This is a genomic window from Streptomyces sp. NPDC006435, assembly GCF_040612315.1.
Lineage (GTDB): Bacteria > Actinomycetota > Actinomycetes > Streptomycetales > Streptomycetaceae > Streptomyces.
Window position 1 is genome coordinate 33031 of the sequence record NZ_JBEXPY010000035.1, and the last position, 20637, is coordinate 53667.

Here is a 20637-nt window from a genome sequence, read left to right on the forward strand (position 1 = left end):
GCCCGTGGGCCGGTTCCGCCGTCCCTCGTGAGGGACGGCGGAACCGGCCTTCGGATCCCGATGGTTACTTCTTGGCCTTCACCTGGACGTCGGTGAAGATGGGGTCGCCGTCCTGGCCGTAAACGATCTTGCCGAAGACGTTCTCGGACTGACCCGAGTTGTTCTTGTAGAACCACAGCGGGATGGCCGGCATGTCGTTCTTCAGGAGCTGCTCGGCCTCCTGGTACATCTTCACGGTCTCGTCGAGCGTCTTGGCCTTGTCGGCCTTCGAGGCGAGCTCGTCGAACTCCTTGTTGGAGTAACCCGAGGTGTTACCGGCGGCGGTGGTGCCGTACAGGTCGCGCATGAAGTTCGAGTTGACCGGGTAGTCGAGCACCCAGCCACCGCGGTACATGGACTTGACCTGCTTGTTGTCGCGGGCGTTCAGGTCCGCCTGGAAGTCCGGCTTGGAGTCGCCGGTGCACTCGACACCGGTGGCCTTGCGGATGCTGTTGCAGACCGCGTCGACCCACGGCTTGTGGGACTGGTCGGCGTTGAACTGGATCGAGATCTTGTTGCCCGGGACGCCGCCGCCCTCTTCGATCAGCTTCTTGGCCTTGGCCGGGTCGTACTTCGTGATGTCACCGAGGGCGCCGGGCTTGTAGCCGAGCACACCGCGGGCGACGTACGAGTCGGCCGGGGTACGGGTGCCGTGCAGCACGGTCTTGGTGATCGTGTCACGGTCGATGGCCATCGACAGACCCTGGATGACCTTGGGGTCGATGTCCTTGAACTGCTTGGTGTAGAACGCCGGGACGATCGACTGCACCGCGGAGTACTCGGCGTCGATGGCACGGTCGCCGAGGTCCTGCTTGTAGCTGGTCAGCGAGGTGGTCGGAACCTGCTCGATCCAGTCGAGGTTGTTCGAGCGCAGGTCCGAGTAGGCGGCCTCGGCGGTGGTGTAGTTCTTGAAGTCGATGCCACCGTTCTTGGCCTTGTTCGGGCCCTGGTAACCGTCGAACTTCCGAACCTTGATCAGCTTCTTGTGGTCCCACGAGACGAACTTGTAGGGGCCGTTGCCGATCGGCTTCTGGCCGGCGGCCTTCGGGTCCTTGAAGAAGACCTCGGGCAGCGGCGCCCAGACGTCGTAGCCGAGCTTGTACGCGAAGTACGAGACCGGGCCGGTCAGGGTGATGGTGAAGGAGTTCTCGTCGACGACCTTCAGGCCGGACATCTTGTCGGACTTCGGGTCACCCTTCTCCGGGTGGACGTCCTCGTAGCCCTTGATGTCCTGGAACCAGCTGGAGTTGGTCTGGTTGTTCTTGACGTTGGCCGACCAGTTCCAGGAGTCCACGTAGGACTTGGCGGTGACCGGGGTGCCGTCGTGGAACTTCCAGCCCGGCTTGAGCTTGACGGTCCACACCGACGAGTCGGCGTTGGGCGTCACGGACTCGGCGTTGACGTACGTGAGCTTGCCGGTGCCGGGCTCGTAGTCGACCAGGCCGGAGAAGATGGTGCGCAGGACACGGCTGCCCTGGCTCTCCTTGGCGTTCGCCGGCTGCAGCGGGTTCTGCGGCTCTCCGAGCTGGGCGGTCAGGATCCCGTTCGGGTCCGCCTTGCCGGAGTTCATGCCACTGTCGCTGTCCTTGTCGCCACCACCACAGGCGGTCGCGGCCAGGGCGATGATGGCCGCGCCTGCGACCCACTTGGCGCTCTTGGCACCACGCATGGGTTTCCTCCTCATGAGTCCACTTTTGACTACAAGAAGGGCACTGGAGTGATACACCGACACCCCTGACGGTGATCGTTTCAGTGCCCCTAGTGTGCTCGTGAGTCGGCACTCCCCACAGTGCGTGACCCATTGACCCGAGCTCAATGGAGCCAACTATTAAGTACGACCGGGCTGTAAACCACACTTAAGGGGTCTCGTTTTGACAACATCGAGGAACCTTGAATGCCCGAAATCCGGACAAACTGATCCCAGACAGACACCCTCGAAACGGACCGTTAACGCAGCTTTCGGAGAGCGACGATCGATATCCGGACGGATCGCCGGAGAAAACCACTGGACAAGGGCATGATCGGGCTGCCGGATGATCATGGGTCCGCCCCGCCCCCGTCGCGGATGCACACGACCGCACTCCGGCGAAGCGAACCGGCGCCTTCACACCTTGCCCACGAATGATCCCGCACAACCGTCGCGGCCGTGCGGACACCCCCCTCGGAGAGGGTCCGGCGGACCCCCGGAACACCGCACGAGGGCCCGGCCTTCCGTCAGTTGACGGAGGACCGGGCCCTCGTGGTGCATCGGGGCGCGCACCGGCGTGCGGGGCGCTGCCCGCACCCGACGCCGCGTCAGCGCCCGGCTCGCGGCACGGGGCCGGCGCCGGGCGCGTGCGGGGTCACATCAGCGCTTGGCGCGCGACGCGGTGCGGCCGCGCTCCTTCTGGTCGAGGACGACCTTGCGGATGCGCACGGCCTCCGGGGTCACCTCGACGCACTCGTCGTCGCGGCAGAACTCCAGGGACTGCTCCAGGGAGAGCTTGCGCGGCGGCACGATCGCCTCGAAGGAGTCGGCGGAGGAGGAGCGCATGTTGGTGAGCTTCTTCTCCTTGGTGATGTTCACGTCCATGTCGTCGGCGCGCGAGTTCTCACCGACGATCATGCCCTCGTAGACCTCGGTGCCCGGGTCGGTGAAGAGCACGCCGCGCTCCTGGAGGTTGGTCATCGCGAAGGCGGTGACCGCACCCGCGCGGTCGGCGACCAGCGAGCCGTTGTTACGGGTCGTCAGGGTGCCGAACCACGGCTCGTGGCCCTCGTGGATGGAGTGGGCGATGCCCGTGCCGCGGGTCTGCGTCAGGAACTCCGTGCGGAAGCCGATGAGACCGCGGGAGGGCACGACGAACTCCATGCGGACCCAGCCGGAGCCGTGGTTCGACATGTTGTCCATGCGGCCCTTGCGGACGCCCATGAGCTGGGTGACGGCGCCCATGTGCTCCTCGGGCACGTCGACGGTCATGCGCTCGACCGGCTCGTAGGTCTTGCCCTCGACCTGCTTGGTGACCACCTGCGGCTTGCCGATGGTCAGCTCGAAGCCCTCGCGGCGCATCTGCTCGACCAGGATGGCCAGCGCCAGCTCGCCGCGGCCCTGCACCTCCCAGGCGTCGGGGCGCTCGGTGTCCAGGACGCGGAGCGAGACGTTGCCGATCAGCTCGCGGTCCAGGCGGTCCTTGACCTGGCGGGCGGTGACCTTGCGGTCCTTGACGACGGCCTTGGCGTCGGCGCCCTTGCCCGTGGCACCGCGGCCGACCAGCGGCGAGGTGTTCGTACCGATGGTCATGGAGATCGCGGGCTCGTCGACCGTGATCAGCGGGAGCGCGACCGGGTTCTCCGGGTCGGCCAGCGTCTCGCCGATCATGATGTCCGGGATGCCGGCCACGGCGCAGATGTCACCGGGGCCCGCCACCTCGGCCGGCTTGCGGGTGAGCGCCTCGGTCATCATCAGCTCGGAGATGCGGACGTTGGAGACCGTGCCGTCACGCTTGATCCACGCGACCGTCTGGCCCTTGCGCAGCTCGCCCTGCTCGACGCGGAGCAGCGCGATGCGGCCGAGGAAGTTGTCGGCGTCGAGGTTGGTGACGTGGGCCTGGAGCGGCGCGTCCTCCTCGTACGTCGGGGCCGGGACGTGCTCCAGGATGGTGGAGAAGAACGGCTCCAGGCTGGTGGAGTCGGCCGGGACGGTGCCGTCCTCGGGCTTGGTGAGGGACGCGATGCCGTCACGGCCGCAGGCGTAGACGATCGGGAACTCGATCTGGTCCTCGTCGGCGTCCAGGTCGAGGAAGAGGTCGTACGTCTCGTTGACGACCTCGTCGATGCGGGAGTCCGGGCGGTCCGTCTTGTTGATGCACAGGATCACCGGCATCCGGGCCTGGAGGGCCTTGCGGAGCACGAAGCGGGTCTGCGGCAGCGGGCCCTCGGAGGCGTCGACCAGCAGCACGACCGCGTCGACCATCGACAGGCCGCGCTCGACCTCGCCGCCGAAGTCGGCGTGGCCGGGGGTGTCGATGATGTTGATCGTGATGGGCGCCCCGCCGTCCTTGGGGTGGTACTTCACCGCCGTGTTCTTGGCGAGGATCGTGATGCCCTTCTCACGCTCCAGGTCGTTCGAGTCCATGACGCGGTCGTCGACGGACTCCAGCTGGTGGGCGGCGAACGCCCCGGCCTGCTTGAGCATGGCATCGACGATGGTCGTCTTGCCGTGGTCGACGTGGGCGACGATGGCTACGTTACGGATGTCGTGGCGCGTGGGCATGGGTGGCTTGCGCTTCTCTCGGATCGTGGGATCAGGCGTCTCAGTCGGTCTCGGGTTCCTCGTACGCCCGCCGGGCGGACGCGCCACGGCTTGTCCATGGTACGGGGCTGACGCCGCCGCGGCTTCCCGGGCGAGTGCCGCCCGGCCTCCGGGCGGGTGCGCGGCCCCGCGGGCAGGACGCGCGAACACCGCCGTACGGGCCGGTGGGCGCACGGCACCGGCCTCCTCGCGGGCGGACGCGCGGGCGGCGGACGGCCTGCGGAATCGTCCGCGGCGACGGGCGGGAACGAGGGACGCAATGCGCTCGCTCCCCCGGTCCGTCCGGCGCCGGTCCGCGTCCACTTCGCGTTTCCGCCTCCGTGACCGGTTGTTCCGGCGATCGTCATCGACCGGTCCGGCCACGGTCGCCCGGCGGCGGAAGCGGACGGCGTCGGCGCATCTCGGAGGTGGGGCTCCGGGACGGAGGTTCTGAGGACCCGGAGCAAGGGGCTCCGGGGTGGGGGGCCTCAGAAGTGGGGGGAGCGAGCGGCCACCCGGGTCGACGGGTGGGTACGACCTTGCCCGCCGGACGGTCCGGCGGGCAAGGAATTTGAGCCAGTTCTGAGCTTTTGGGAACCGCGCTGACCTGCTACTTCTTCTTCTCGGCCGGAGCCCCGGCGGCCTGCGGTTTCTTGAAACCGATGTCCTGGTAGTGGGGTGTGCCGAAGCCGAAGGCGCCGACGTTCAGCAGCTCGCGGTCGGTCGCCACGAGCTGCGGGCGCTGGTAGAGCGGAATCGACCCGGCGGCGGCCCAGATCCGGGCGTCGGCCTGCTTCATCAGGTCCCGGGCGGCCCCCTCGTCCAGTTCCGAGAGCGCCCGGTCGAAGAGCTGGTCGATGTGGTCCGTGCCGACGCGGGTGTAGTTCTGCTCGACCAGCAGCGAGCCGTCGGTGGCGGGCACCGGCTTGGCGTAGATCGGACGGTCGTCGGTGGCCGGGTAGGCGGTGGCGGGCCAGGAGTACAGCGCCAGGTCGTAGTCGCCGGACGCGATGTGGTCCCGGAAGTAGCTGTCGTCGGAGACCTTGGTGATCTCCGTGCGGACGCCGATCACGTCGAGCATCGCCGCGATCCTGTCCCCGACGCCGCGCAGCGGCTCCGCCCCCGGGCCGGACGGCAGGACGAAGCGCAGCGTCAGCGGCTCGCCGTCCTTGCCGAGCGGGCCGCCGTGCGGGGCGCCGGACGCGCGGGCGGGGGCCGCGGTGCCCGCGGGGGCGTACGCGCCGGCGGCGCCGCCCGGCCCCCGGTCCCGGGCGGCGGCCTCGGCGGGGGCGTCCTCGGAGGTCCCGGTCCGGGCCAGGTACCCGGCCTGCCGCAGCAGGGCCGAGCTGTGGAACGCGGCCACGGGGGCGGGGGCCAGTACGTGGGTGATGCCGCCCACCGGTTCACCGTCGCCGGACTTGCCGTCGTCGCCGACGATGTACAGGCCGTCGTCCGCGGCGGGCTCGTGCCCGGCGGCGTTCTTCCCCTCGGCGGCCCCCGCCTTCCCCGCCTTCTCCTCGGGCTTGCCCGCGGGCTGCTTCTCCTTCTGCTTCTTGTCGGCCTCGCTGCCCGCCTTGGTCCCGTCGGAGGTGTCGACCGCGCCCTCCCGCGTCCAGCCCGCGTCGGCCAGCAGCGCCTGCGCCTCCTCGGTGTCGTGGCCGCCGAGCGCACCGCTGCCGTCCTCGTACCCCGGCTGCCCGGCCAGGGCGAGGTGGCTGCCGAGCGGCTCGGCGGGCAGGCCGAGCGGGGCGAGCACGGCGTCGGCGATCTCCTGGCGGTTCAGGGCGCGGGCGACCGCACGGCGCACCCGGGCGTCGGCGAGCGGCCCGGACTCGCCGTTCAGCGCGAGCTGGGTGTAGGCGGGCTCCAGCGACTTGCGGACCACGTAGTCGCCCAGCCCGCGCTGCTCGGTGGCATACGTCTCGGCGGCGGCCCGGTCCTTCTTCCTGGCCGCCCGTGCGGCGGCCGCCGCCTTCGGGTCGGAGCCGTGCGCCACGGCCCAGGAGCGCAGCGCCGCGGCCGGGCCCGCCGGGGCGCCGGGGCCGTGGGCGAGCGGGCCGGCCGCGCCCCGGTCGGCGGCGGCCCGGGTGATCCGGTGCGCCGTCGCGGCGTCGACGTCGGCGACGTCCACCTTCCCCCCGGCCAGGGCCCCGGTCCGGTCCTGCGGTCCGACGGCCCTGAAGACCAGCGTGTCCAGCTTGGCCCGGCCGCCCCACCAGTGCGGGTCGCGGACCAGGGTGACCTCGCCCTTCGCCTTGTCCACGCCGCGCAGCCGGAACGGTCCCGAGGTGGCCTTGAGCGTGGTGCGGGCCCCGTCGTTGAAGGCGTCCGGGGAGCCGGTGACCTCCTTGGGGTACAGCGGGGAGAACAGCGAGCGCCAGTCCGCGTACGGCTTGGCGAAGGTGACCCGCACCTCCAGGTCGTCGGCGCCGCGTTCGATCTTCTCGATCCGCTCGTAGCCCGCGTTGCGGGCGGTCCAGAACGCCGAGTCCTTGCCGCTCAGCGCCCGCCACTGGGCGACGAAGTCGGGGGCCCCGATCTCCCGGCCGTTGCTCCACACCGCCTGCTGGTTGAGCCGGTAGAGCACCACCTGCCGGGGTTCGCTCTCGATCACCTTCGCGGACTCCAGGTAGTCCGGGTCGCGCTGCGGCCTCCCCCTGGCGTCCAGCGGGAAGAGGTGCGGCAGCAGGGCGCCGGTGATCCGGGCGGTGGCACCGTCGGCATCGGCCTGGAAGGCGTTGAGCGTGGTGGGCACGGCGTCGATCGCCCAGTGGACGGTGCCTCCCTCGGCGACCGCGTTCCGGCCCGCGACCGCGACGTCCTGGGGGGCGGTGGCGACGGCCTCGCCGCTGTCGCCGGAGGTGCAGCCCGCCAGCACGGGGAGCGTCAGCACACCCGTCGTGAGGAGCGCGAGCGAGCGGCGCTTGCGGGCCGTCCCGCGCGGGACGCCGACGTGGGACATGGCTGATACCTCCGGGGCCGGCCCGGCTCACCCGCACCCGAGTGGGCCGAATTGTGCATTTTTGGTGGCATATGCAGTTGATCACACTGATTCCGCCCCTCCACTGAATGCGCCCCCGCGCGCGAGGCGGCGCAGACACGGCGCCGCACCCCGCAACCTCACCCGTGCGGAGGAGCGGAACCGCCCGCGGCCCCCGGGCGGCCCCGCCCGCCCGCTCCCGGACCGCCTTGCCCGCCGCGCGGCCCGCGATCTAGGGTGAATGCGCTTTCAGAAAAGGGTCGGTAGATGCAACAACAGGTGCTTCGGTACGGAACAAGAAGCGGACGGTCGGTCGAGTGAGCGCCCCCACGGTGTACGACGTCGCCGAGCGGTCCGGCGTCTCCATTGCCACGGTCTCGCGGGTCTACCGCACCCCCGACTCGGTGCGCGCCCAGACCCGCGAGCGGGTCCTCGAAGCCGCCCGCCAGCTCGGTTACGTGCCCAGCGGGAACGCCCGGGGGCTGGCCAGCCGGACCACCGGCGTGCTCGGGCTCTGCTTCCCCGACTACGCGGACCCCGACGCGGAGGCCGACGCCGAGGCGGACAGCGACGCCGACGACGCGGTGATGCTCTACTCGGACCAGATCATCCGCGGCATGGAGCGGGCCGCCCGCCGGCACGGCTACGCGCTGCTGATCGCCGCCTCCCTGGAGGGCGGGCCGGAGAGCCTCGTCGCGAAGGTCGCGGGCCGGGTCGACGGCTTCGCCGTGCTGGCGCAGACCGTGCCGACCGAGGACCTGGAGGTCATCTCGCGCCGGCTCCCGGTGGTGATGCTCGCCGGTCCCCGCGAGATCGACCACCTCGACCACATCGTCGTCGCCAACGCCGACGGCGAGCGCGAGCTGACCCGCCACCTGATCGAGGACCACGGGCTGCGCAGGCTGGCCTTCGTCGGCGGCGAGGTCGACTCGCCGGACGCCGAGGCCCGGTTCCTCGGCTTCCGGCAGGCGTGCGGCGACGCCGGACTCCCGGTGCCGGACGCCCCCGACCTGCGGGCCGCGATGATGACGCAGGCGGAGGGCGCACGGGCCGCGGAGGCGTTGCTGGACCGGCCCGGCGAACGGCCGCAGGGGGTGCTCTTCGCCAACGACCAGATGGCGGTGGGCGCGCTGCGCGCCCTGGAGCGGCGCGGGGTACGGGTGCCCGAGGACATCGCGGTGACCGGCTTCGACGGGATCCCGCTGAGCCGGATCGTCCGCCCCGCACTGACGACAGTGCGCCAGCCGATCCGCCAACTCGGCGAGCAGGCCGTCGAGTTGCTGGTGCAGCGACTGGGCAACAGCAGCAAGGAGCCGGTGTCGCTGATGCTCCCGGTCACCCCGGTCCGCCGCGCCAGCTGCGGCTGCGGCTGACACCTCCGAGGCCACCGCGCCGCGACCGTCGCCCCGAAGGTGCCACGCGGCAGCGGTGCGGCCGGCCGACGGGCGGTACGGCCGGCCGGCAGCGGTGCGCGACAACGACACGGCCGGTCGGCCCGTGGCGGTGCGGCCGTCCGGCGACCGGCAGCGGTACGGCCGGTCCATAGCGGTGCGGCCGAGGCAGCGGTACGGCCGAGCCGGCCGTACCGCTCGGGTCAGCGCCCCAGCCGCTCCCCGAAGAACCACTTGCGGGCCGCCACGAGCTCCGCCGTCTCCGCCGCCAGGCCCTCGTGCTCGAAGTGGCCCGCGCTCAGCACCTGCAGCTCGCTCTCGCCCGCCAGCGCGTTGTGCACGGCGAACTGCCCCGGCGGCGGCACCGACGGGTCGAAGAGCGCCGCGGCCACCAGCGTGGGCTGCTTCAGCCACGTCGCGGCCGTGGCGGCGTCGAAGTACCGCAGGACCTCGGTGACCTCGGGGTGGTCCCGGTGGTACCCGCGCACCGCCTCGCCGCTGCCGGTGCACTGCAGGGTGAGCCGGAGCGGGTGGTTGCCGAAGGTCGGCACGGTCAGCTGCGCCGCCCCGAAACGGTCGTCCCAGGGCATCGCCAGCGCGCCGAGCCCACCGCCGAAGCTCTCCCCCAGGTATCCGAGCAGCGGGGCGCCGGTGCCGGGCGCCAGCTCCGGCACCAGCTCGTGCAGGGCCGAGGCCGCGCACCACAGGTCCGCCACGCAGTCGCCGATGACGTAGGTGTCGCGCGACTCGATGCCGTGCAGCACGTGCGAGCTGGAGACGGTCGGCACGCCCGGCAGCAGGCCGCGCGAGACCATGCCCCGCACGCACGGCAGGATCGCCGCGGACCGGGGCAGCGGCAGCGGCACGTCGGGGCCGGGCGCCTCCCGGCCGCCGTAGCCGTGCCCGATGACGAAGCCGTGCTCCGCCGTCCCCGTGTCGGGCAGCGCCACCCAGCCGCCGAGCCGCGCCCCGCCCACCGAGGTGAAGGTCACGCCGTGGATCCGCACGCCGTCGCGCTCGTCCTCCGGCGGGCCGAGTTCCGGCTCGGTGTCGACCTTGCGCGCCTCCTCGTACCGGCCCCGCCAGAAGTCGGCGAAGTCGGCCGGGGCGCCGTCGGGCGCGGATATCCGCAGCAGGTCGTCGAGCGTGTGCCCGTGGGTCGGGTCGAAGGGGAAGTCATGTTCGAACGAAGCCATGGTCGCGACAGTAGCGCCCCGCCCCCGCGGACCTCCGGGCGCCGTCGCGCGATCATGCGGAATCGGTCACAACGCCCACTATTTCGCAAATGGCACACTTACCGTGCCAAGTTGAACATTCAGGTGTCCAGCACGTTGCACGAGTGTGACCCAGCACCCTCTTGCGGATTCCCGGATTCCTGTCGCAGAGTGATGTATGCGCTTACAGGCAGCGCATACATCAGGATTGCTCAAGGAGGAGCCCTCCATGTCCCGCACCGCCAGAAACGCCACGGTCGGCATCGCCACCGCAGTCGCGCTCACCTTCGGTATCACCGCGTGCGGCAGCTCCGGGGGCGACGACGTCGCCGCGGACAAGAAGCAGACGATCACCGTCTGGGCCATGGGGGCCGAGGGCGAGAAGCTCACGGATGTGGCCAAGGAGTACACGAAGGCCAACCCGAACATCACCGTCAAGGTGACCCCGGTCGGCTGGGACGTCGCCCACCAGAAGCTGGTCTCCGCGGCCGCCGCCGGCACCCTGCCGGACGTGGCGCAGATGGGCGGCAGCTACATGGGCGAGTTCGCCGAGCTCGGGGTGCTGGAGCCGGTCGACACCAAGACCTTCGACGAGAAGGACTACTTCCCCTCCGGCTGGAGCCAGGGCGAGGTGGACGGCCAGGCGTACGGCGTGCCGTGGTACGTCGACACCCGCGTCCTCTACTACCGCACCGACCTGGCCGAGAAGGCCGGTGTCACCAAGGCTCCGAGCAACTGGAAGGAGATGCAGGACCTCGCCACGGCCTACCAGAAGAAGGCCGGCACCAAGTGGGGCCTGTCCATCCAGCCCAGCGGCCTGGACACGGTGCAGAACTTCTACTCCTTCCTCTACTCGGCCGGCGGCGAGATCGTCAACGACAAGGGCGAGGCCGTCATCGACAGCCCCGAGGCCGTCAAGGCGCTCAAGGAGTACGGCTCGTACTTCGACAAGGGCCTGTCCAACAAGTCGGTGCAGCCCGGCTACGACGTGGTGAAGGACTTCGGCAACGGCCGCGTCCCGATGTTCTTCGGCGGCCCCTGGCACGTCACCCTGCTGAACGAGGGCCAGCCGCAGATCAAGGGCAAGTGGGCGGTGGCCAACGTGCCCGCCGACAAGTCCTCGGTCTCCATGGCCGGCGGTTCCTCCCTGGTGATCTCCAAGGACAGCGAGCACAAGGCCGCCGCCAAGGAGTTCATCAAGTACCTGACCGACACCAAGGGCCAGGCCGACTGGTACGAGCGCACCAAGGACCTGCCGGCCAACACCGCCGCCTGGACCTCCGGCGACCTCGCCGACGACGCCAACCTCCAGGTCTTCAAGAAGCAGATGGACACCGCCAAGTCCTCGCCGTCGCTGTCCAACTGGACGGAGATCACGGACAAGGTCGACCAGGCCATCGCGAAGGTGACCCAGGGCAAGGCGTCCGCCGAGGACGCGCTCAAGACCGCGCAGTCCGAAATCGAAGGCCTCGTGAAGTAGGAGTCATGCGCACCATGACCTCAAGGGCCGCGGAGTCGGCCAAGGCGCAGGCCGGACCGGGGACCTCGAAGTCCCCGGCCGGCGGGCCCGCCGGCCGCCGGGGCGGCAGGAAGCGCTCGATGGGCGTGCAGAACCTGGCCGGCTGGCTGTTCTCCACCCCGTTCCTCGTGCTCTTCCTCGTCTTCATGGCGTTCCCGATCATCGCGACGCTGGTGATGAGCTTCACCGACTTCGGGCTGCGCAACGTCACGCACCCGCTGGACGCGGAGTTCATCGGCTTCGACAACTACGTCAAGCTGTTCGGCGACGAGAAGTTCCTCAAGTCGCTGTTCAACACGGCGTACTTCGTGGTGGTCGGCGTCCCGCTGACGATCGGCCTCGGTCTGCTCGTCGCCGTGCTGCTGAACAACGGCATCGACCGGGCGCGGACCTTCTTCCGCGTCGGCTTCTACGCCCCGGTGGTCACGACCATCGTCGCGGTCGCCGTCGTCTGGCGGTTCGTGCTCGACCCGAGCGACGGTCTGATCGCGGGGCTCTTCTCGGAAGTGGGCCTCACCGCGCCCGACTTCCTGGGGTCCGAGACGCTCGCCATGCCCTCGATGATCGCGATGGCGGTCTGGCGCAACCTCGGCACGGTCATGGTGCTCTTCATCGCCGGCCTCCAGGCCATCCCCACCGAGGTGCGGGAGGCCGCCCGGCTGGACGGGGCCGGCGCCTGGCAGGAGTTCAAGGGCATCACGGTGCCGCTGCTGCGGCCCACGCTGCTCTACGCCACGGTGATCACGACCATCGGCTACCTCAACGTCTTCGAGGAGCCGTTCGTGATGACCCAGGGCGGCCCCTCGGACTCCACGCTCACCGTCTCGCTGAACATGTACCGCGAGGGCTTCAACTTCTTCCACATGGGCTATGCGAGCGCCATGGCGTATGTCCTCTTCGTAGTGATCATGGGCATCACGGTGCTGCAGCTCCGACTGCTGAAGGACAACACGAAATGAGCGCCACCAGTGCACCCGGCGCCGTCCCGACGGCGCCCGTGAAGAAGTCCCGGCGGTCCGGCAGCGGAGCGAAGCGCGTCCTCGTCTACGTCCTGCTCTCCCTCGGCCTGCTGGTCATGTCGGCGCCGTTCCTGTGGATGGCGATCTCCGCCTTCAAGACGCAGGCGGACCTGTCGGCCAGCCCGCCCGTGTGGCTCCCGACCGAGTGGACCCTGGAGAACTTCCGGAACCTGCTCGACAAGCTCGACCTGCCGCTGTACTTCATGAACTCGGTGATCGTGGCGGTGCTGGTGACCGTCTCGAACCTGGTGTTCTGCTCGATGCTCGGCTACGCCCTGGCCAAGCTGAACTTCGCCGGCCGCAACAAGATCTTCGGACTGGTCCTGGGCGCGCTGATGGTGCCCGGCAACCTGATGCTGCTGCCGCTGTTCGTGCTGATGAGCAAGTTGCAGCTGATCGACTCGTACGCCGGTCTGGTGCTGCCGTTCGCGGCCGGTGCCTTCGGGGTCTTCCTGATGCGGCAGTTCATGCAGTCGATCCCGGACGAGCTGCTGGAGGCGGCCCGGATGGACGGCGCCGGCGAGTGGTACATCTTCTGGCGCATCGTGATGCCGCTGGTGAAGCCCGCGCTGGCGACGCTCTCGATCTTCACCTTCCTGGGCTCCTGGAACAACTTCGTCTGGCCGCTCATCGCGACCAACGACCCCGACAAGTACACCCTCCCGGTCGCGCTGGCCACCTTCGCCACCGACCCCAACAAGGCGGGCGGGTCCAACGGCATGCTGATGGCCGGGTCCTTCCTGATCGTGCTGCCGGTCCTGGTCGTCTTCATCGCGCTCCAGCGCCACTTCACCCAGGGCATCGCCACGGCGGGCATGAAGTAGCCCCGCCCCGGGCGGCCGGGTCCTTCCCCGGCCGCCCCCACGAAACGTACGAGGCCGCGCGCCCCGCATCCGCCCGGTCACACCCCTTCACGCACCAGAAAGACATTTCGCGATGACTCACACCCAGGTCCCGTTCCCCGAAGGCTTCCTGTGGGGCGCCTCCACCGCCGCGCACCAGATCGAGGGCAACAACACCAACTGCGACTGGTGGGTCAAGGAGCACACCCCGGGCACCCACATCCAGGAACCCAGCCTGGACGCCTGCGACAGCTACCACCGCTGGAACGAGGACATGGACGTGCTGGCCCGGCTGGGCTTCACGGACTACCGGTTCTCCATCGAGTGGGCCCGCATCGAGCCCGTCGAGGGCACCTTCTCCCGCGCCGAGCTGGCCCACTACCGCCGCATGGTCGAGGGCGCGATCGAGCGCGGCCTGCGCCCCATGATCACCCTGCACCACTTCACCGTGCCGCAGTGGTTCGAGGCGCGCGGCGGCTGGACCGCCGAGGGCGCCACCGAGCTGTTCGCCCGCTACGTCGCGGCCTGCGCGCCGGTGATCTCCGAGGGCGTCGAGTACGTCTGCACCATCAACGAGCCGAACATGATCGCCGTGATGGCCGGCCAGGCCAAGCGGGGCGACAACAGCTTCCCGCCCGCCGGCCTGCCGACCCCCGACGACGAGACCACCGAGGCCGTCATCGCCGCGCACCACGCGGCCGTGAAGGCGGTCCGGGCGATCGACCCCGACATCAAGGTCGGCTGGACCATCGCCAACCAGGTCTACCAGGCCCTGCCCGGCGCCGAGGAGGTCACCGCGGCCTACCGTCACCCCCGCGAGGACGTCTTCATCGAGGCCGCCCGCGGCGACGACTGGATCGGCGTGCAGTCCTACACCCGGACCAAGATCGGCCCCGAGGGCCCGATACCGACGCCCGAGGGCGCCGAGCGCACCCTCACTCAGTGGGAGTACTACCCCTCCGCCGTCGGGTACGCGCTGCGCCACACCGCCGAGGTGGCCGGCAACGGCATCGCGCTGATCGTGACCGAGAACGGCATCGCGACCGACGACGACCAGCGCCGGATCGACTACTACACCGGCGCGCTGAACGAGGTCGCCCACGCCGTCGAGGACGGCCTGAACGTCCAGGGCTACCTGGCCTGGAGCGCCCTCGACAACTACGAGTGGGGCTCCTACAAGCCCACCTTCGGCCTGATCGGCTGGAACCCGGAGACCTTCGAGCGGCTGCCCAAGCCGTCCGCCTCCTGGCTGGGCGAAATGGGCCGCACCCGCGCGCTGCCGCGCACCGCCGGCTGACGCCGGTCCCGGAGCCGCTCCGGCTCCACGCGCCGGGCCCTCCCGGCTCCCCCGACCGGGAGCTACCTGACAGCTCCCGCCCGTACGGGCACCGGTGACACCTGACGGATCGCCGGTTCCCGTACCGCCGGGGCCCCGTCCGGACCGCACACGTACCGGACGGGCCCCGCGCCCGCGTGCGGCGCCGCCCGTGTCCAGCCCCGTTCACGTGCGGCGCCCGCGCCGGGCGCCCCCGCACCCGCGAGCACGACCGACGAACGAAATCCGCCCGCCGGCCGGAGCGCCGGCGACTCTTCCCCGAGGGATTCAGATGAACCGTCGCACGTTTCTCACCGCTGCGGGCACCGGGGCCGCGGCCCTGTCGCTCGGGGCCGTCACCGCGTCCCCGGCGGGCGCCGCCGCCCGGCCCGTGAGCGGCCCGGACGCACCGCTGCTGCTGCGCTGGTTCCGTGACACGTACCGCTCGATCGAGGCCATGACGACCGACTTCGGGCTGGCCGTCGACAAGATCGACGTCAGCGGGACGCGCCCCGTGCAGTCGCGCCAGACCTCCCCCACCAACATCGGCTGCGGCCTGTGGTCGACCGTCGCCGCGGCCGGACTCGGCGTGATCGACGACGCCACCATGCGGCGCAGGCTGGAGCACACCGTACGGGCCGTCGAGAAGCTGGAGCGCCACCACGGCTTCTGGCTCAACTGGTACGACGCGCACGACGGTTCGGTCATCACCCACTGGCCCGGGAGCGGCGACCCGGTGCGCCCGTTCCTCTCCTCGGTCGACAACGCCTGGCTGGTCACCGGTCTGCGGATCGCCGCCGACGCCGCGCCCGCGCTGCGCCCCCGGATCGCCCGCATCCTGGCGACCGCCGACTGGTCCCACTACTACACGCCGTACGACCCCGCCGACCCCGTCGCCGGCCCCGGCCAGCTGCGCGGCGGTTTCTGGACCGACACCGGCGAGCCCACCGGACACCACTACGGCGCGCTCAACACCGAGCCCCGGATGGCCAGTTACCTGGGCATCGCGGACGGCTCGCTGCCCGCCGACCACTACTGGCACCTGCTGCGCACGATGCTCCCCGAGCACGGCCAGGAGCAGCACCCCGGCGGCAGCTACGTCGCCATGGACGGCGTCCGCGTCTGGCAGGGCCACTACACCCACCGCGGCCGGAAGATCGTGCCCACCTGGGGCGGGTCGATGTTCGAGGCGCTGATGGTGCCGCTGTTCGTGCCGGAGCAGGAGTGGTCGCCGGACTCCTGGGGGAAGAACCACCACCGCTACGTCCGCGGCCAGATCGAGCACGGCCTGGCGGAGGCGGAGTACGGGTACTGGGGCTTCTCCCCCGCCAACGTCCCCGAGGGCGGCTATCAGGAGTACGGCGTCGACGCGCTCGGCATGCAGGTGGACGGCTACGCCTCCAACACCGACCGCACGTACACCGAGGACGGCGCGCCGCTGCCGCCCGCCTCCGCGTTCACCAACGGCGTGGTCACCCCGCACGCCTCCTTCCTGGCCCTGCCGTACGCCCACGACGAGGCGGTCGCCAACCTGCGCGCGCTCGACCGCGACTTCGGCGCCTACCACCCCGGGTACGGGTTCCGGGACTCCGTGAACGTGGACACCGGCCGGGTCAGCGACTACCTGCTCGCCCTCGACCAGGGCATGATCGCCGCGGCCCTGGCCCAGGCGCTCCGCCCCGGTCTGCTGCAGCGCCCGTTCCGCACCGGCGGGTTCCGGTCGCGGGTGCGGCCGCTGCTCGCCAAGGAGCGGTTCTCCATCTGAGAGCCTGCCGGGTGGCCTCTGACCGGGCGGCCGCCCGACAGGCTCCGAGGACGCCCACCGACACGGCGCACCGGGGCGGGGCGGAGTGCTCGGGGCCCGGCCCCGGCCCGGTGCGCCGCCGGGGGTCCGTCGCCGGACGGACCCGGTTCCGGGATCCCGGGCCTCCGGGCTCCCGGGGCCCCGAAGTCCCCCGGTCCCGGGGTCAGTTCCAGTCCTCGCGGTACGCCGCCCAGTCCCCGTCCCGGGCGGCGAAGTCGACGTAGAGGGCGACCCCGAACCGTTCGCGGCCGCGGTCCGTGCGCGCCAGGCCCAGTCTGGTGCCCCGGACCGCGGCCGTGACCGTCTCCGCCGACTCGTGGTGCCCGAGGTCGTCCTCGTGGAAGAAGGGCAGCCCCATCAGCAGGTCGGTGTCCTCCGGCGTCACCTCCAGGGCCAGCGCCGTCTGCTGGGCGACGTAGCCGCCGTACAGGCCCTCCAGGGGCATCCAGGTGTCGTACGACATGACGGCGATCTGGTCGACCCGGCGCGCGACCTGTCCGAAGAACTCCTGCGACCACCACTTCTCGCTCCCGCTGAGCGCGCCGTTCACGCTGTGCGCCGCCGGCAGCGGGTCGATCTGGTGGGCGGCGACCGACAGTTGCGCCCCGCGCGGCCGGGTGAGCGCGCGCAGGTCGTCCAGGAGCGAGAGGTAGTCGCCGTCGTCGGAGAGCAGCGGCTCCAGGTCGAAGTGGACGCCGTCGAATCCGGCGTCCAGGACCTGCCGGGCCGAGGCCACCACCGCGGTGCGGGACGCGGCCCGCTCCAGGTCCAGCCCGTCGGGGCCCTCGGTGGCCAGTACGTCGCCCAGCCAGGCCTGGACCCGGATGCCGGGCAGGGTGCGGTGGACGGCGTCGATCAGCCACCGGGCCCGGGGGTGGCGGCCGGCGGGCAGGGTGCCGTCGTGTTCCAGCGGCCCGGCGTGGACGTACAGGTCCTTGATGCCGGTGCCCGCGATCCGCTCGGCGAACGCGGCGAGGTCGGCGTCGTCCTTGCGCCCGTCGACCCAGGCGTGGCCGAGCCAGATGGCGTCGCGGCCCCGGGTGCGGGTGCCGTCGCCGGGGTCGCCCGTGTAGTTGAGCCGCAGGGCGGTGCCCGCGGCGAGGACCGGCACCACGATCACCAGGACCACGACCAGCGCGATCCGCCGTGGCCAGGTCCAACGGAACCGGGCCGCCCGTTCCCGTACGGCAGCGATCCCCCGCCTCATCCGCGTCGGCACGTCCGTCTCCCCCTCGTGTGTCGGTGTGCCGTCACAGTCTGAAGGGTTCGGGGGCGTGCCGTGCGGCGCCCCGGTGGTCCGGTCGCCGGGTCGCGGGCGGTGCGGGGCGGACATAGCCTCGCAAAGGTGATGCCGCTCGTGGGCCGCGCCCGGGTCTCCCCGACGGGCCGGGCCCTTCTCGCCGTGCTGTCGGCGGTGTGCTGGCTGGCCCTGCCCGTACTGCCCGCCGCGCACGCCGACGATCCCGTCACGCTGTCCCGGGACGGGCAGATCACCGACCGGGTGGGGGCGCTGGGAAACCGCAGGGACCAGGTGGAGGCGGCACTCGACCGGCTGTACGCGGACCGCCGCGTCCAGCTCTTCGTCGTCTACGTGCGCGACTTCTCCGGGCGGTCCGCGCAGGGCTGGGCCGACGCGACGGCCGACCGCAACGGCCTCGGCCAGGACGACGTCCTGCTGGCCGTCGCCACCCACGACCGGCGGTACGCGTACACCGTCGAGCAGGGCTCGCGCCTCACCGACGACCAGCTCGGGGACGTGGCGCGCACGGCGATCGGGCCCGCGCTGCGGGAGAACGACTGGGCCGGGGCGGCGATCGGCGCCGCGAACGGGTACGCGGCGGTGCTGACGGGCCGGGCGGTGCCCACCCCGACCCCCACCCCCGGCGACCCCGACCCCGGCACCGGCGGCCCGGCCGGGAGGGACGCCAAGAGCCTGGTCCTGCCGGTGGTCGTGGTCGGCGGGGTGGTGGCGGTCGCCGGTTACGCGTACGTCCGGCGCAGGCGGCGCGCCGCGACCCGCACCACGCCCGCCGCACGGGGCTGGGGCCGGGGCGGGCCGCCGCAGCCGCCGCCCGTCCCGCTGGAGCGGCTCGACGCGCGGGCGAAGGAGGCGCTGGTGGCGACCGACGACGCGGTGCGCACCAGCGAGGAGGAACTCGGCTTCGCCACCGCCCAGTTCGGGGAGGAGGCCGCCGCGCCCTTCGCGGCGGCGGTCGAATGGGCGAAGGGCGAGCTGACGGCCGCGTTCCGGCTGCGTCAGCAGTTGGACGACGCCATTCCCGAGGACGACGCGACCCGGCGCCGGATGCTGGACGAGATCGTCCGCCGCTGCGCGGACGCGGGCGCCCGGCTCGACGACGTGTCCGGCGACTTCGACCGGCTGCGGGCCCTGGAGCGCGACGCGCCGGGGGCCCTGGCCTCGGTCGAGGAGGCGTTCCGCACGCTCGCCGGACGCGTCTCCACCGCCGAGGCGGCCCTGACCGCGATGCGCGGGCGGTACGCGCAGTCGGCGTCCGCGCCCGTCGCCGGTGACGTCGAGCAGGCCAAGGAGCGGCTGCTGTTCGCCACGGCCGGGCTCAACCGGGCCCGGCAGGCGGTGGACGACGGGGACGGTTCCGCGGCGGCCGTGTACATCCGGGCCGCCGAGGGCGCCGTGGACCAGGCGGCCACCCTCGTCGACGCGGTGGACCGGCGGGGCCGGGAGCTCGCGGAGGCGGACGGGCGGCTGGCCGGGGCCCTCGCCGGTACGGAGACCGATCTGGCCGACGCGGGCGGGCTGCTGGAGGGCACCGGGGCGGGCGTGCCGACCGGTGACCTGCGGGGCCGGATCGCCCGCGCCCGGTCGGTGCTCGACGGGGTGCGGGAGGAGCTGCGGGCCGGGCCGTACGACCCGCTCGACGCGCTGCGCAGGGTGGAGGAGGCGGACGCGGCGCTCGACGAGGCGCTGGCCGGTGCCCGCGCGCGGGAGAAGGACGAGGAGCGGGCCCGTTCCCTGCTCGACCGCACGACGCTCACCGCGCGTTCGGCGATCGCCGCCGCCGCCGACTTCGTCGCCACGAACCGCGGTGCGGTGGGCAGCCCGGCCAGGACCCGGCTGGCGGAGGCGCAGCGGAGGCTGGACCGGTCCCTCGAACTGGCCGGGGCGGGCGATCCGCAGGGGGCGCTGGCACAGGCCCGGCAGGCGGACGCGCTGGCCGGGGAGGCGTCGAGCCTGGCGGAACAGGACGTGCGGTCGTACGGCGGTGGCGGCGCGGCGGGCGGTGTGCGGGGGGCGGGCGACGGGATCGGCGGCGCGGTGCTCGGCGGGATCATCCTCGGCGGGCTCCTGGGCGGCGGACGCGGTGGCGGACACGGGGGCGGGGGGTACGGCGGGGGCGGCGGGCCCGGCAGTTTCGGCGGCGGGGGCACACGGGAGCGGCGCGGCGGCGGGGGCCGCTTCTGAGCCGACGGTCCGGGCGGTCCCGCCCGGACCCCACGACACATACACGCATCGAGGAGAGAGCATGACCAAGCAGACCGTTCTCGGCCGGGTCACCCAGCTGGCGAGGGCCAACATCAACGCGCTGCTCGACCAGGCCGAGGACCCGCAGAAGATGCTGGACCAGCTGATCCGCGACTACACGGCCAACATCGCGGAGGCCGAGCAGGCGGTCGCCACGACCATCGGCAACCTGCGGCTGATGGAGCAGGACCGCCGGGAGGACGTGGACGCGGCCCACGAGTGGGGCGGCAAGGCGCTCGCCGCGAGCCGCAAGGCGGACGAGCTGCGGGCGGCCGGGGCCGGGGCGGAGGCGGACCGGTTCGACAACCTGGCCAAGGTGGCGCTGGGCCGTCAGCTCCGGTCGGAGAAGGAGGCGGAGACGGCGGAACCGGTCATCGCCGCGCAGACCGAGGTCGTGGACCGGCTCAGGTCCGGCCTGGACCGGATGCGGGACAAGCTGACGGAGCTGCGGGCCAAGCGGGACGAGCTGGTGGCCCGTGCGAAGACCGCCGAGGCGCAGAACCGGATGATGGACGCCGTCAGAAGCGTCGACGTGCTCGACCCGGCCGGTGAACTCGGCCGGTTCGAGGACAAGGTGCGGCGCGAGGAGGCGAGGGCGCTGGGCAAGCAGGAGCTCGCCGCGTCGTCCCTGGACGCCCAGTTCGAGCAGTTGGACGCGCTGGGCGACAGCGCCGAGATCGAGGCCCGGCTCGCCGCGCTGAAGGCGGCCTGAGGGCGGCCCGGAGGCAACCCGACGGGCGGT

General features: G+C 71.8%; 13 protein-coding genes. 8 read left to right on the forward strand and 5 right to left on the reverse strand.

Annotated elements, in window-relative coordinates:
- Positions 1 to 64 precede the first annotated feature (64 nt).
- From ABZZ04_RS28710 to ABZZ04_RS28720, 3 genes are all read right to left on the reverse strand, one after another.
- Positions 65 to 1708 carry an ABC transporter substrate-binding protein gene (locus tag ABZZ04_RS28710; protein ID WP_356935118.1) on the reverse strand — a complete coding sequence of 548 codons (1644 nt, stop codon included), beginning with the start codon at positions 1706 to 1708 and terminating at the stop codon, positions 65 to 67.
- A 678-nt stretch (positions 1709 to 2386) separates the two neighbouring features.
- Positions 2387 to 4291 (reverse strand): translational GTPase TypA, encoded by a 1905-nt coding sequence (gene typA / locus ABZZ04_RS28715; protein ID WP_356935119.1) that lies wholly within the window; start codon positions 4289 to 4291, stop codon positions 2387 to 2389.
- A gap of 628 nt (positions 4292 to 4919) precedes the next feature.
- Positions 4920 to 7271: an ABC transporter family substrate-binding protein gene (locus ABZZ04_RS28720; protein WP_356935120.1), complete on the reverse strand. Its 2352-nt coding sequence runs from the start codon at positions 7269 to 7271 to the stop codon at positions 4920 to 4922.
- Between the two features lie 335 nt (positions 7272 to 7606).
- On the opposite strand from ABZZ04_RS28720, the gene ABZZ04_RS28725 reads away from it, so the two are divergent.
- Positions 7607 to 8662, forward strand: coding sequence for a LacI family DNA-binding transcriptional regulator (locus ABZZ04_RS28725; RefSeq protein WP_356935121.1), 1056 nt, complete (start codon positions 7607 to 7609; stop codon positions 8660 to 8662).
- 221 nt (positions 8663 to 8883) lie between these two features.
- Here the strand turns inward: ABZZ04_RS28725 and ABZZ04_RS28730 are convergent, their stop codons facing one another.
- On the reverse strand, positions 8884 to 9876 hold the full coding sequence (locus ABZZ04_RS28730; protein ID WP_356935122.1) for an acetylxylan esterase: 993 nt from the start codon (positions 9874 to 9876) through the stop codon (positions 8884 to 8886).
- A gap of 247 nt (positions 9877 to 10123) precedes the next feature.
- On the opposite strand from ABZZ04_RS28730, the gene ABZZ04_RS28735 reads away from it, so the two are divergent.
- The 5 genes from ABZZ04_RS28735 (at position 10124) to ABZZ04_RS28755 (ending at position 16354) form a co-directional block, all read left to right on the forward strand.
- Entirely contained in the window at positions 10124 to 11374 is a 1251-nt protein-coding gene (locus ABZZ04_RS28735) for a sugar ABC transporter substrate-binding protein (protein WP_356935123.1), read from the forward strand.
- Positions 11375 to 11379: 5 nt separating this feature from the next.
- Positions 11380 to 12372 (forward strand): sugar ABC transporter permease, encoded by a 993-nt coding sequence (locus tag ABZZ04_RS28740; protein ID WP_356935124.1) that lies wholly within the window; start codon positions 11380 to 11382, stop codon positions 12370 to 12372.
- The gene (locus tag ABZZ04_RS28745; RefSeq protein WP_356935125.1) at positions 12369 to 13256 is read left to right on the forward strand and encodes a carbohydrate ABC transporter permease; all 888 of its coding nucleotides are present in this window, start codon (positions 12369 to 12371) and stop codon (positions 13254 to 13256) included. The genes ABZZ04_RS28740 and ABZZ04_RS28745 overlap by 4 nt, the downstream gene beginning before the upstream one ends.
- A 112-nt stretch (positions 13257 to 13368) precedes the next feature.
- Complete coding sequence (locus tag ABZZ04_RS28750) at positions 13369 to 14571, forward strand: family 1 glycosylhydrolase (protein WP_356935126.1); 1203 nt, start codon at positions 13369 to 13371, stop codon at positions 14569 to 14571.
- 310 nt (positions 14572 to 14881) lie between these two features.
- Positions 14882 to 16354, forward strand: a complete 1473-nt coding sequence (locus ABZZ04_RS28755) for a glucoamylase family protein (RefSeq protein ID WP_356935127.1) — start codon at positions 14882 to 14884, stop codon at positions 16352 to 16354.
- Between the two features lie 202 nt (positions 16355 to 16556).
- On the opposite strand, the gene ABZZ04_RS28760 is transcribed toward ABZZ04_RS28755, so the two are convergent.
- Positions 16557 to 17600: a hypothetical protein gene (locus ABZZ04_RS28760; RefSeq protein ID WP_356935165.1), complete on the reverse strand. Its 1044-nt coding sequence runs from the start codon at positions 17598 to 17600 to the stop codon at positions 16557 to 16559.
- A gap of 141 nt (positions 17601 to 17741) precedes the next feature.
- Here ABZZ04_RS28760 and ABZZ04_RS28765 point away from each other — a divergent pair, with 141 nt between their 5' ends.
- Together ABZZ04_RS28765 and ABZZ04_RS28770 are read left to right on the forward strand one after the other, a co-directional pair.
- Positions 17742 to 19835: a TPM domain-containing protein gene (locus tag ABZZ04_RS28765; RefSeq protein ID WP_356935166.1), complete on the forward strand. Its 2094-nt coding sequence runs from the start codon at positions 17742 to 17744 to the stop codon at positions 19833 to 19835.
- A gap of 61 nt (positions 19836 to 19896) precedes the next feature.
- Positions 19897 to 20607 (forward strand): PspA/IM30 family protein, encoded by a 711-nt coding sequence (locus tag ABZZ04_RS28770; protein ID WP_356935128.1) that lies wholly within the window; start codon positions 19897 to 19899, stop codon positions 20605 to 20607.
- Positions 20608 to 20637: the final 30 nt, after the last annotated feature.

Excerpts from the sequence above, each read along its gene's own strand:
- ABZZ04_RS28710 (WP_356935118.1), bottom strand. The coding sequence starts at position 1,708 with ATGCGTGGTGCCAAGAGCGCCAAGTGGGTCGCAGGCGCGGCCATCATC.
- typA (WP_356935119.1), bottom strand. The coding sequence starts at position 4,291 with ATGCCCACGCGCCACGACATCCGTAACGTAGCCATCGTCGCCCACGTC.
- ABZZ04_RS28720 (WP_356935120.1), bottom strand. The coding sequence starts at position 7,271 with ATGTCCCACGTCGGCGTCCCGCGCGGGACGGCCCGCAAGCGCCGCTCG.
- ABZZ04_RS28730 (WP_356935122.1), bottom strand. The coding sequence starts at position 9,876 with ATGGCTTCGTTCGAACATGACTTCCCCTTCGACCCGACCCACGGGCAC.
- ABZZ04_RS28735 (WP_356935123.1), top strand. The coding sequence starts at position 10,124 with ATGTCCCGCACCGCCAGAAACGCCACGGTCGGCATCGCCACCGCAGTC.
- ABZZ04_RS28740 (WP_356935124.1), top strand. The coding sequence starts at position 11,380 with ATGCGCACCATGACCTCAAGGGCCGCGGAGTCGGCCAAGGCGCAGGCC.
- ABZZ04_RS28745 (WP_356935125.1), top strand. The coding sequence starts at position 12,369 with ATGAGCGCCACCAGTGCACCCGGCGCCGTCCCGACGGCGCCCGTGAAG.
- ABZZ04_RS28750 (WP_356935126.1), top strand. The coding sequence starts at position 13,369 with ATGACTCACACCCAGGTCCCGTTCCCCGAAGGCTTCCTGTGGGGCGCC.
- ABZZ04_RS28755 (WP_356935127.1), top strand. The coding sequence starts at position 14,882 with ATGAACCGTCGCACGTTTCTCACCGCTGCGGGCACCGGGGCCGCGGCC.
- ABZZ04_RS28760 (WP_356935165.1), bottom strand. The coding sequence starts at position 17,600 with ATGAGGCGGGGGATCGCTGCCGTACGGGAACGGGCGGCCCGGTTCCGT.
- ABZZ04_RS28765 (WP_356935166.1), top strand. The coding sequence starts at position 17,742 with ATGCCGCTCGTGGGCCGCGCCCGGGTCTCCCCGACGGGCCGGGCCCTT.
- ABZZ04_RS28770 (WP_356935128.1), top strand. The coding sequence starts at position 19,897 with ATGACCAAGCAGACCGTTCTCGGCCGGGTCACCCAGCTGGCGAGGGCC.